9 protein-coding genes and 4 tRNA genes are annotated in these 12042 nt (G+C 56.4%); 4 read left to right on the top strand and 9 right to left on the bottom strand.

Going from position 1 to position 12042, the window contains the following annotated elements:
- Positions 1-68 precede the first annotated feature (68 nt).
- The 7 genes from tig to ACIQTS_RS03225 all read right to left on the bottom strand — a co-directional run bounded on the left by tig (position 69) and on the right by ACIQTS_RS03225 (position 4524).
- Positions 69-1400 (bottom strand): trigger factor, encoded by a 1332-nt coding sequence (tig, locus tag ACIQTS_RS03255; protein WP_105658461.1) that lies wholly within the window; start codon positions 1398-1400, stop codon positions 69-71.
- Between the two features lie 87 nt (positions 1401-1487).
- Positions 1488-1562 (bottom strand) — tRNA-Pro (locus tag ACIQTS_RS03250).
- A gap of 156 nt (positions 1563-1718) precedes the next feature.
- Positions 1719-1793 (bottom strand) — tRNA-Pro (locus ACIQTS_RS03245).
- A gap of 142 nt (positions 1794-1935) precedes the next feature.
- Positions 1936-2010: transfer RNA gene (locus tag ACIQTS_RS03240), tRNA-Pro, on the bottom strand.
- An 809-nt stretch (positions 2011-2819) separates the two neighbouring features.
- Positions 2820-2893, bottom strand: a tRNA-Gly gene (locus ACIQTS_RS03235).
- A 186-nt stretch (positions 2894-3079) separates the two neighbouring features.
- On the bottom strand, positions 3080-4048 hold the full coding sequence (locus ACIQTS_RS03230) for an Fpg/Nei family DNA glycosylase (protein WP_400288058.1): 969 nt from the start codon (positions 4046-4048) through the stop codon (positions 3080-3082).
- Between the two features lie 2 nt (positions 4049-4050).
- Positions 4051-4524, bottom strand: coding sequence for a ribose-5-phosphate isomerase (locus tag ACIQTS_RS03225; protein WP_400288740.1), 474 nt, complete (start codon positions 4522-4524; stop codon positions 4051-4053).
- A gap of 289 nt (positions 4525-4813) precedes the next feature.
- Between ACIQTS_RS03225 and pepN the strand changes: the two genes are divergently transcribed.
- The 3 genes from pepN to ACIQTS_RS03210 all read left to right on the top strand — a co-directional run bounded on the left by pepN (position 4814) and on the right by ACIQTS_RS03210 (position 8458).
- The gene (gene pepN / locus ACIQTS_RS03220) at positions 4814-7369 is read left to right on the top strand and encodes an aminopeptidase N (RefSeq protein ID WP_400288060.1); all 2556 of its coding nucleotides are present in this window, start codon (positions 4814-4816) and stop codon (positions 7367-7369) included.
- A gap of 81 nt (positions 7370-7450) precedes the next feature.
- Complete coding sequence (locus ACIQTS_RS03215) at positions 7451-7927, top strand: OsmC family protein (RefSeq protein ID WP_332486839.1); 477 nt, start codon at positions 7451-7453, stop codon at positions 7925-7927.
- A 12-nt stretch (positions 7928-7939) separates the two neighbouring features.
- Positions 7940-8458: a globin gene (locus ACIQTS_RS03210; protein ID WP_105659199.1), complete on the top strand. Its 519-nt coding sequence runs from the start codon at positions 7940-7942 to the stop codon at positions 8456-8458.
- A 56-nt stretch (positions 8459-8514) separates the two neighbouring features.
- Here ACIQTS_RS03210 and ACIQTS_RS03205 read toward each other — a convergent pair whose 3' ends face one another.
- Positions 8515-9174 (bottom strand): hypothetical protein, encoded by a 660-nt coding sequence (locus tag ACIQTS_RS03205; protein ID WP_400288062.1) that lies wholly within the window; start codon positions 9172-9174, stop codon positions 8515-8517.
- Positions 9175-9347: 173 nt separating this feature from the next.
- Between ACIQTS_RS03205 and ACIQTS_RS03200 the strand changes: the two genes are divergently transcribed.
- The gene (locus tag ACIQTS_RS03200) at positions 9348-10241 is read left to right on the top strand and encodes an acyl-CoA thioesterase (protein WP_402471180.1); all 894 of its coding nucleotides are present in this window, start codon (positions 9348-9350) and stop codon (positions 10239-10241) included.
- Between the two features lie 31 nt (positions 10242-10272).
- Here the strand turns inward: ACIQTS_RS03200 and ACIQTS_RS03195 are convergent, their stop codons facing one another.
- On the bottom strand, positions 10273-12009 hold the full coding sequence (locus ACIQTS_RS03195; protein ID WP_402471178.1) for an MOSC domain-containing protein: 1737 nt from the start codon (positions 12007-12009) through the stop codon (positions 10273-10275).
- Positions 12010-12042: the final 33 nt, after the last annotated feature.

Raw genomic sequence — 12042 nt, 5'->3', positions numbered from 1 at the left:
CGAACAAAAATGGCCATCGGCGGCTTGTTTTGAACAAGCGGCCGATGGCCATCAGAGTTTAGTGAAGACTACTTGGCCTCTTCGGCCTCAACCTCAGCAGCTTCTTCTTCACCGGCTGGCTTGACGAAGGAGGTCAGGTCAACTGCGGCACCGTTGGAATCGGTAACCTTAGCGAACTCGAGAACCTTTGCAAGTGCCTTGCGGCGGCGAACTTCGCCCATGAGCATTGGAACCTGGCCTGCGCCGTCCAGCATCTGTGCAAACTGGTTTGGCTCCATGCCGTACTGGCCTGCGGTCTGAACGATGTAGTCGATCAGCTCGGACTGCTCGACGCCAACTTCTTCAGCATCTGCAACAGCGTCGAGGATGATCTCGTTCTTGAAAGCACGCTCGGTGTTCTCGCGAACCTCTGCGCGGTGCTCTTCGGTGTCGTGGTCTGCTTCAGCGTCTGGTGCGTTGAAGTGCTGCTCGATCTGCTCATCGATAACCGATGCAGGAACAGGAACCTCAACCAGTTCAACCAGCTTGTCCAGAACCAGCTCGCGAGCCTCTACGCCCTGCTCGACAACCTTGCCCTCTGCAGCGTCCTTCGATAGGTTCTCGCGCAGTTCGGCGATGGTGTCGAATTCCGAAGCCAGCTGAGCGAAGTCATCGTTAGCTTCTGGCAGTTCGCGCTGCTTCACAGCGTTGACGACAACCTTGACGGTTGCGGTCTTGCCGGCGTGCTCGCCGCCAGCCAGGGTGGTCTCGAAGGTTGCGTCTTCGCCAGCGGACAGGCCGGTAACAGCCTCGTCCATGCCCTCAAGCATGTTGCCGGAACCGATCTGGTAGGACAGGCCCTGTGCGGAGTCGACTTCTTCGCCTTCTACAGCAGCGGTCAGGTCGATGGTCACGAAGGAGTCTGCAGCTGCTGGAGCTTCAACTTCCTTCAGGGTGCCGAAGCGGCCGCGCAGATCGTCGAGAGCCTTCTCGATGTCCTCGTCAGCAACTTCCTTGGCCTCAACAGAAACTTCGATGCCTTTGTAGTCCGGAAGTTCAACCTTCGGACGTACGTCTACCTCGAGGGTGAAGACCAGCTGGCCTTCGCCTTCCTTTTCGAGGGATGGCAATTCGGTGATGTCTACCTCTGGGCGGGACAGCGGGGTGAGTTCGTTCTCAACCATTGCCTTCTGGTAGTACTCGTTCAGACCTTCGTTGACGGCAGTCTCGATGACATGGCCGCGACCGACGCGCTGGTCGATCATCTTTGCAGGAACTTTGCCCTTGCGGAAGCCTGGGATCTGAATCTGCTGAGCGATGGTCTTGTACGCCTCATCGACGCGGGGCTTCAGTTCCTCGTAAGGAACTTCAACGGTCAGCTTAACCCGGGTCGGGTTGACGTTTTCGACGGCGCTCTTCACAGCGTTGTACTCCTGAGTTGTCTAATATTAGGTCTAATCTGCAAAAAACCCCGCAACATGGTGGCGTTGCGGGGTTGTTCGACAGAGTCGGGGTGACAGGATTCGAACCTGCGACCTCACGCTCCCAAAGCGCGCGCTCTAGCCAAGCTGAGCTACACCCCGATTAGCAGTGAACAGTCTAACCCGAGTTATCCTGTATCCACTAATCGTTTGTGATGCTTACTAGTTACTTTTTACGGTTCTTAGTGATCACAAGATCTAAATTATATTTAGCTCTCAAATTTCACGAGCTGAATCCGAAGATTTTCACTCGTAAAGTCGGGGTGACAGGATTCGAACCTACGACCTCACGCTCCCAAAGCGCGCGCTCTAGCCAAGCTGAGCTACACCCCGATTAGCCAGGAAGCCGCATCAAGCGATGCTTTGCTCCAACTAACCGTTTTGCTTGAATACCGAGAATTTTTCAATTTCCGCCACTCACGAGGACTGATCTCTCAGTTCTCAATTCTACGGCTGAATTGCTTCAGCCATAAAGTCGGGGTGACAGGATTCGAACCTGCGACCTCACGCTCCCAAAGCGCGCGCTCTAGCCAAGCTGAGCTACACCCCGGTAAAGTTCAGAAGAAAGCTTGTTTCATCTGGACTAACCGTTTTGCAATCGGTCCGGGAATGTTTTGTTTCCCGTGCTGATCACAAGAAACTAAGTTACACGGGTTCGAACCAAAAGCAAAATCGAGGATTTTGCATGTTGCAGAAAGACATCCGCATGATTTAGCGGTTTTCCTCGTTTCACAAGACAGAATTTAGCCAAAACTCGCTTTTTCGTGAGTTGAATTACAGGTAGATTTTCGAGCGACCGCAACACCAGTGCCGCCGGCCGACTGGAAGACAGGATCCACCCATTCTCCTTTGAAGCATTGACTGGGACCCAGATGCGGCCGATTATTTTTCCAGGTGTTCACGCAGCAACTGTTGCTTTGCTCGGCGACCCGGCACATAATCCGTGGCTGCTGGACTGAACCCCGGTCGAAACCAAGCGTCACGCTTGCAAACCTGACGCCATGCCAACAGCTCCCAGGCAGGCGTTAGGAGGGCGCCAGTTTGGCAAATTTGAAAGCGGGAAACCGCCATTTCCCGAAGCTGCACCCCGGAACCCGAGGCTCATCGAATCAATTAGCGACGTTCGGCGACGACTCTTCTCCGCCGCTGACGAAGTGAACGGGCCTGGGAAAAACGCTCCCCACCGATGCACAAGAATGCGATTTGACGTCCAGGAGCAGAAAAATGGAAGCCGCAAACATTCTCGTAGCCTCATTTCTGCAGTGACCCGAAATGGCTGCACTACGCAGAGGAGGCCAGGAAAAGAGCGGCCTTCGTCCAGATACGCGAAAAGGCCCCGCACGGCGAGGCCTTTTCATTTGGAGGGGATGACGGGAATCGAACCCGCATCATTAGTTTGGAAGACTAAGGCTTTACCACTAAGCTACATCCCCATTTCGAAGCTTCTGCTCTTCGAACAAGATTCAGTCTAGACCATAAAACTCTTGCTTTGCAAATCGGGGATTCCATGTCTCACTTGGCACCTCTCCCTTATCACTGCCGTACGGTGATGGGTAGCAAAACACGCCGACGAGCCTGAACGAAAAGAACTCCGCTCGTCCCATCGACGAATCTGCAGCTTATGCCTTCACATGTTTGCGCGGAAGCTTCTGGCAACGAGGGCACCAGTACAGCTTGCGAGCCGCGATTTCGGCCAGGGAAATCTGCGCCGAACATTTCCGGCACCCCATTCCCTGCCGCTGATAAACGTAGTACGCGTTATCGGGCCAAACCACGCCCTGTGGGTCGCGGTCTTCGGGCAAGGTAGTGATGATCTTGCCATCGCGAACGCCGTCTTCCATTACCGATACGATGTCCCACCAAAGTGATTTGGCCTTTTGAGCACTGAGTTCATTCGCCGGCAATTCCGGAGCGATTCGATTCCGGAATAGGGCTTCCGCTCGGTAGATATTGCCGACACCAGAAATGAGCGCCTGGTTCATGAGCACGATGCCAATGGCTGTCTTGGTCTTCATCAGGTTCGCCCGGAATTCCTTGAAGCCCGCTTCAAGCCGAATATCTGCGTCCGCTAAATCAGCCTGGCCTTTGGCTGCCCTGAAAAGCACTGCGGACCCAATCAATGGATCCGGGCCGAGCTTATCCAGATGAATCTGGACCTGTTCGTACTCCAGAACCTCGCATGCAGTTGGCCCGCGCAAATCAGCCCAGCCGTGTTCGGAAACGATCCGCGCTCTAACTGCTCCTACCGGTGCGGGCGGGCCGGTGTACTTCTCAGCATCCGTACTGGCACTGGCTTCGATTTCACCAATCTTCCGAGGGGCGCCAATAGAGGAAGCACCCGTAAAGTAGCTGTCTCCCCCGAAATTGAACGCGCCATAGAGCCCCAGATGCACTCGCAGATAGAGATCGTTGGAAAAGCGGCAGAAGAGCTGCTTGCCTTTGGCAAAGGCCTGTTCCAGCTGATGGCCGTCGATGCGCGCGGCATCGGAGCTGAAACGGCCCTGCGGAGAAGTAACCAGGACCGTTTGCCCGCCAAAGACATCGTCGAACTGGCGGGCAAGACGGTGAAGGGAATGACCTTCAGGCACGACTAGTCGATGACCTCGCCGGTCGTTTCATACGTGGCGATTTTGCCGATGCGGCGTACGTGGCGCTCCGCTTCGCTAAATGGTTCATTGAGGAAGGCCTCGATAAGTTCCGCAGCTTCTTCTACTGAGTGCTGGCGCCCGCCAACGGCTATGACGTTGGCGTTGTTGTGCTCACGGGCCAATTTCGCGGTATCCATGTTCCACGCCAGTGCGGCGCGAATCCCTTCGACCTTGTTGGCAGCAATTTGTTCGCCGTTGCCGGAGCCGCCCAAGACGATACCCAGTGCGTCCACGCCCGCGCGCTGGTCATCAACAACAGCTTGTGCCGCGTTGATGCAGAATGCCGGGTAATCATCCTCCGGATCGTAGGACTTCGGGCCGTGGTTGACCATTTCGTAGCCCTTGGCGGTCAGGTGCTTTACCAGGTATTCGCTGAGCTCAAGTCCTGCATGGTCAGTAGCGATATGCACGCGCATAGTCGATTGCCTCATTTACTAGGGAGGGTTCTTTTACTGTCCTATCTAGGATAGCGACCGCTGCACGCGCTCCGGCTACTTCTCAGCTGCGCATCACGGAGTATGAACCGAATAAGTCTCCGAGGCGTCCCAAAGCGTGCAATTTCGGGACGCTATTGGAAAATTGAGTAAATTGTTCGGCCCGATGACTTGCGCAATGCCCGGTCAAAGGTGACACAATAGACAGATATTCAATATTCATTTCACAACTTCCACCGGTGGATAGCCATCACCAAGAATTGGAGAACCCATGCCAGGAATGAACCTCACTCGCGCCGAGGCCAGCGAACGCGCAAATCTGCTCAACGTTGACAGCTATGAGGTAAGCCTGGATCTTACTCGCGGTGCGCGCGTCTTCACTTCCAAGACTACGGTGCGGTTCTCCGCCACCGCCGGCGCTTCGACATTCATTGATGCAGTCACCGACTCGGTACGCTCCATCAATCTCAATGGCGTCGAGCTGGACCCAGCGCAGCATTCAGATGGCATCCGTATCCAGTTGCCGAACCTCGCCGCAGAAAACCTACTCGTGATCGACGCGGACGCGCTGTACATGAACACCGGCGAAGGCCTGCATCGATTCGTGGACCCAGTGGACCAGGAAGTCTACTTGTACACCCAGTTCGAGGTCGCGGACTGCCGGCGCATGTTCGCCGTCTTCGAGCAGCCTGATTTGAAGGCCACCTTCCAGTTCTCGGTCACCGCGCCAAAATACTGGAACGTTGTTTCCAACGCCCCGACTCCTGCGCCAGAGGAAAACGGCGATTCAGCAACTTGGGCCTTTGCCCCAACCCAGCGCATCTCGTGCTACATCACTGCCCTGATCGCAGGCCCCTACCAGGTCGCCCGCGATTCGCTGGTTTCCTCCAGCGGCCGCACCATCGAGCTGGGTGTCTTCGCCCGCGCATCCATGATGCAGTACCTGGACGTCGAGAACATCGTCACCGTGACCCGTCAGGGTTTCGAATTCTACGAGAAGAACTTCGGCACCCCATACCCATTCGAGAAGTACGATCAGTTGTTCGTTCCCGAATTCAACGCAGGCGCCATGGAAAACGCTGGAGCGGTGACCTTCCTCGAGGAATACATCTTCCGTTCCCGTCCAACCGGTGCCATGATTGAGCGCCGCGCGATCACCATCCTGCATGAGCTGGCACACATGTGGTTCGGTGACCTGGTCACCATGAAGTGGTGGAACGATCTGTGGCTCAATGAGTCCTTCGCAGAATTCATGTCCACTCTGGCGGCCGCGCAGAACACCGAGTTCACAAGCGCTTGGACCACCTTCAATACGTTGGAGAAGAACTGGGCCTACCGCCAGGACCAGTTGCCTTCCACCCACCCCATTGTCGCGGAGATCAATGACCTTGAAGACGTAGAGGTCAACTTCGATGGAATCACCTATGCCAAGGGGGCCAGCGTTCTGCGCCAGCTGGTAGCTTTCGTAGGCCAGGAAGAATTCATGGCTGGCGTACGCGAGTACTTCGCCAAGCATGCCTGGAAGAACACCGAGCTGCCAGACCTGCTCAAGGAACTGGAAGCCGCCAGCGGCCGCGATCTCAGCGGCTGGGGCGCATCCTGGCTGGAAACCGCTGGTGTGAACACCCTCAAGGCCGAAATTGAAACCGGCAATGACGGTGCTATTACGTCCTTTGCCATTCGCCAGTCCGCCGTTGCCCAGTTCCCGACTTTGCGCCAGCACCGACTTGCTGTCGGCTTCTACTCGCTCAATGAGGCCGGAACGCTGCAGCGCGTGCACCGCGAAGAACTTGATATCGATGGCGAGCTCACCTTCGTTCCCGCGCTGGCCGGCATGAAGCGCCCGGATTTGGTTCTGCTCAATGACGATGACCTGACCTACGCGAAGATCCGCCTGGATGAAGTTTCCTTGGCGACTGCCACCGAGCATCTGAAGGACTTCCAGGAGTCGCTGCCGCGCACTCTTGTTTGGTCAGCCGCGTGGGACTCTGTACGTGATGCCGAAGCCCCTGCAAGCACCTACGTCCAGTTGCTGCTGAACAATATTGGCCACGAGGTGGATTCCACGGTGATCATGGTGCTGTTGCGCCAGCTGAACACCTCGCTGGATCTTTATGTTGCTGCAGAACGCAGCGAAGAACTTTCGGTGCAGGCTGCCGACCAGCTGTGGCAGCTGGCTTCCAATGCTGAAGCAGGCTCCGACGCGCAGCTGCAGTTCGTCAAGGCCTTCGCGCACCGCTCGCGCGCCGCCGCCCAGTTGGATCGCGTCAGGAACTTGTTCGACGGCTCGGCGAGCTTGCCAGGCCTGGCCGTTGACACCGATTTGCGCTGGTCCTTCGCAATTGCGCTGAGTGCCGGCGGCTACCTGAGCGATGCTGATCTCGACGCAGTTCTGGCCAGCGACGACACGGCCAAGGGCAAGGCCTCGTGGTACACCGCGCGAGCTTCCCGCCCAACTGCAGAAGCAAAGGCAGAGGCATTCGGGGCGGCAACCGCTGCTACCTTGTCCAACGATCAGCAAAGCGCGGTCATTTCCGGTTTCAACAACGTGCACCAGAACGCGTTGATCTCCGGATACGCCGAGGACTACTTCGGGCTGCTGGTCAACGCGTGGGAATCCTACTCGCATGAGATGGCCAAGCAGATTGTGATCGGCTTCTACCCCAGCTCCAACGTCTCGCATGAAACTTTGGACCAGACGGATGCATTCCTGGAATCCCTGGGATCCAAGCACGCGGCGATGCGCCGTCTGCTGGTGGAATCGCGTGCCGACGTGGTCCGGGCTCTCGCTGCGCGTCGGGCGGACGCCGAGACACTAGAAATCTAGGGTCGCTCGGATGGTGGCGGCGGCTTCTGCTCAATGCGGAAGCCGCCGCCACCTTTCGGTTAAAAGTGGGAGAATAGACCTATGGACCTCTCGCAACATGAATATCGGGTAGGGCTCGAATGGACAGGCAATCGTGGAACCGGAACGGAAAGCTACCGCAGCTACGGCCGGGACCATGTATTGCGCGCATCGGGCTTGCCAGATTTGCCGGGCACCGCGGATCCAACATTCCATGGGGATCGCGATCGCTGGAATCCAGAACAACTCCTGCTTGCTGCCCTGAGCCAATGCCACATGCTCTCGTATCTGCATGTAGCGGTTACCCACGGCGTGAATATCACTGGCTATACGGACGATGCTTCTGGAACACTGCGTCTCAATAGGGATAACAGCGGTGAATTCACCCAAGCCATCTTGCGGCCCGTCGTTTACCTTGCCGATGAATCCCAACGAGAACTTGCCGATTCGCTCCACTCCCAAGCGAACAAGGTTTGCTTCATCGCCCGGTCCGTCAACTTCCCGGTTCTCCACGAGCCGGTATCCCCTAGCTCCTCCTGAGGATTTTTACGAATGACTGAAAACCTGCCACTTGCACATGACCCGAAAAAAGATCCCTTCAGCAATCCCCTGGTTCTAGGCCGATCCAGCCAAGAATTCTTGGATGCCGCCGAAACGCCGATCGACGTTGCCAACTATCCCGGTACCTTCTACGCAGAGGTTGGCGGTCGCGAAATCTTCGCGCAGCTGACCAAGAATTTCTACAGTTCCGTTGCCGAAGACGAGGATTTCCGACGGATGTACCCAGAGAAGGAGCTTCGGGCTGCCCAAGTTCGCCTCCAGCTGTTCCTGGAACAATACTGGGGTGGTCCGACAACATTCTCCGAGCATCGTGGCCACCCTCGGCTCCGCATGCGTCATGCAAATTACCCGGTGAACGGCCACTACCGTGATGTCTGGCTGGGCCATATGAACAAGGCTATAGACCAGCTAGAGCTGCCAATGCTGCAGGCCGAAACCCTTCGGGACTACTTTGAGCGTGCAGCCCACTCGCTGCTGAACACTCCGGATGAACACCGGAATCTGCTCTAAGAATTTATGGACTAGAACCGCCACGGGCGCGTTCTAGTCCATATCCTTATTACTGCTTAGCCGAGCAAAGAGGCTTTGCGGACAAGGACATGCCCTCGCTCGTTGCTCAGTCGAGTCCAACTGCCATTGCGGAATACTCGGCTTTGCCCGCCAGACGCCAAGAAACCCAAGGCATGCATGGCAAATGCGGAGCCCATAGGAATCTTCAAATCTTCTCCTGGCACATCCGCAGCCCAAATTCGCTGCCGTATCTGCACAAGCACAGGCAATCCCGGGTTTACCGGCAATGCTTGGGCGACGGCGTCGATGCCGTTTTGAGCTGAGGAAGATAGCATGTCGTTCGCTACGGCTCCTGCATCTTCCCAGCCTGAGACCGGCACGGAGATCCCAGCCCATTTAGGGTTCTCTTCAACCGGTGGGAGCGCGAAGTCGACGGTTGACTCCCCCATGCGAGCAAGGCGATCCTGGATCGATGCCAAGGAATAGCTGGCCTTGAGATCTGCAGGCTGCGCCAAGCGATGAACTCGCATTCCGAGGATGGTATAGCCGCCTTGACCGAGGTCGGAAGGGACCAAAACAGGTACATAGACAGCCAAGGCCGTATTTCGAGCGACGAATTGGGCCGCATCATCTTCAATTGTTTTCGCCCGGCTAATAAAGTTCGCTAAGTCGCTTACTGAATTACTGTCGTCGAAAATCACCGCATCACTAGCCATATATTTATCGTCTCACGGAGCGGCAACTACGCGTGGCGACTTTGCTCATGGCGTGATGCTGCTCCGTGAAACGTATAGTTTTCCTATGAGCCCGAATCTCAACTGAAAATATTACTTTCGAGTAGCATTAAATTTGGTTTTGTTCCGCTATCGCATTCCAAGGAGCCCGCACAGTGACTGAAGACCTAGGCACCACCCAGATCCTGCTGGATCTGTTGAATCTGGATGGAGAAGACCAGGCGCGCACGGATGAGGATATCTTCATCGGCCATACCCCTGGGCAGACTCGACCTCGCGTCTTTGGCGGGCAGGTTCTGGCCCAATCGATCATGGCCGCCACGCGTACAGTTGAAGCGACCCGTGCGATCCATTCCCTGCACGGTTATTTCCTGCGTCCGGGAGACCCGAACCAGAACATCACTTTCGGCGTACAGCGCCTGCGCGATGGCCGCTCATTTTCCGCACGTCGAGTGCACGCCTACCAAAATGGCGAACCGATCCTATCAATGATCACCTCATTCCAGGAACCGGCAAACGGCCTCGAACACCATGATCCAATGCCTGCCGGAATCCCGGATCCCGAGTCGCTTCCGACTACCGCAGATCTCGTGGGGCACCTGGACCATCCAGTGGCAAAGGAATGGGCTTTCGAACGGCCTTTCGACGTCCGGCATGTTTCGGAACCGATCTACCTTCCAGGAAATTCGGCCAAGCTTGCCGATAGTGCGGTTTGGTTGCGCACCACCTCGGCAATGCCCAATGAGCCCGCCCTGCACCGAGCTGCCTTGGCTTACGCGAGCGACTACATGCTACTTGAGCCTGCCCTGCGAGCCCATGGAGTGCCATGGGTACATCGCGGCTTGAGCATCGCCAGCCTCGATCACGCAATGTGGTGGCACCGGGATTTCCGAGTCGATGAATGGCTGCTCTACGTACTTCATTCGCCATCGGCCTCGTCGGCCCGCGGACTTGGTGCGGGAAAGTTCTACAACAAGGCAGGCGAGCTCGTCGTGACCGTCGCCCAGGAAGGCATGATCCGCCTGCCTGAGTTCGCAGAGGGGCACTAGTCCTGAATCGATAGCGCACCGCCCGCGTGGTTCATGCGTCCAGTTCAATATCGCCTGCTGGTACGGCCATACAGGCGAGGATCTGGCCCGGTGCTACGCGGGCGCTCGACTCCAACGGGTAGGAAATCCTGCCCCTGAGCAGGCTAACGGCGCATTCGCCGCAAGAACCCGAGCGGCAAAGACTAGCCGGTTCAAGCCCTTGCTCTTCCAGCGCATCAAGCAACACTCCATTCTCCGCACTCCAGGTGAAATTCTTTTCGCTCCCGCGACAAGAGACTTCTGCGGGCGGATAGTTCTCAAAAAGGCGTTCCAGATCGGTCGCCGGTGATGCGAAGGTTTCGCTGTAAATCTGCGAAGCAGAAATTCCCGCTTGCTCGCACGCCTCGAATACCATCTTGGTGAACTCTTCAGGCCCGCACACCACCACCCTGCTGCAACCGCGTAGTCGTGCTGCGATCGCAGCAGCCGCTGGCCGCCCCTCGGAGGTGTCGATGCGATCCAAGCTGATTGGCGCCTTCAGCCCGGCAGCCATCTGTTCCAGCCGGCAGTACAAGGCACTGGCTCCGCCACGTTCGACATGGATGAACCTCAGATCTTGGCTGCCATTCACCGCTGCAGCATCCCCGAGCAGCCCCAAAGCAGGAGTGATGCCAATTCCAGCGCTGACGATGGCAGTGCTGGAGCCCAGTACATTAGCCGAGGTCAGCACACCGTACGGCCCTGAGACAAGAAGTTGCTCGTCCTCCTGCAGCTGTGCTATTTTCGCTGAAGCTTCACCTTGGATGCGAACGGCGATACTAATGCCCCGGTCGCTCGCCGAGGTGATGGTGTAATTTCTCCACAGCGGATCTGGCAAGTGAACCCTTAGATGCATGCCCGGTTCATACTCAGACTTAATCCATCCGTAAGGATCGTGAAGCAGCAGTTCGACTACTCCTGAGCCCAAGTCCTCGTTTCGAAGTATGGTCATGAACCGTGGAGAGATCTTCACTGGAACCAGTTCTTCGGCCTCTGTTGCTTCGTTTTCTATTTCAATTGAGGCGCCAGTCTCCAAGACCCCGGATTCCAGAACGGTTCCATAAATGCCACAGTGAACGTGGCCAAAGTGCGTTGCCAGCAAACGGGGTCCGTTGGTATCGACTTCGGTAGTATCCGGATTTACCGAGGTTGCTGAGCAACGGGCGATTGATTTGGTAATGGCAATACGGGTTTCGCCTATGCGCAGCACTTTGCCAATAAGCCCATATTCCGAGTATGCGGGCAGGCCTTCCACCACAAGGTTGCCTCGATACCGCCGGGGATCCAAGTGCACCCCGGATACTCGCGACAGCTCCGCAACCGTATTGGGGTTAATAATCGAAATGCCCGACAGTCGCGAATCGAACATTCCTTGCGGTGCAGACACCAATCTTCGCGGTTTTGGCCCCTGCGCCGGCAAGTGATTCGACAGATAGGTGCTGGCGGCATCCCTGCCATGCTGGCTACTGGCATCAAAGGTCAATGGTGCCGCACCTGTAGATGCTGGCGCGGTCATGGTGATAAGTGGAAAACTGGATTCAACTTGCCACTTTTGCAGGCTCTTGTTGTTCTTGAGAATAGTGAAGCTTAGGCAGCTCTGCCACTGTCCGTCTTGGTGCTCAATTGTGCCGTTTCCGAAGGCGACACAGCGATCGCCCTCTAGCCCGCTTCCCTTTTTGGCTGCGACCGAACTGACTGCTTCGCCTGGTAGCCCTTTAACAGGAAAGCGATATATTTGAGCAATTTTCATGATTACATTCTAGTAAGTGCCGAGTTCAGTACG

It is taken from the genome of Glutamicibacter sp. NPDC090743, assembly GCF_044769125.1.
Lineage (GTDB): Bacteria > Actinomycetota > Actinomycetes > Actinomycetales > Micrococcaceae > Glutamicibacter.
Note: the sequence above shows the minus strand (reverse complement) of the source record. Positions and strands in the feature narration are given on the sequence as shown.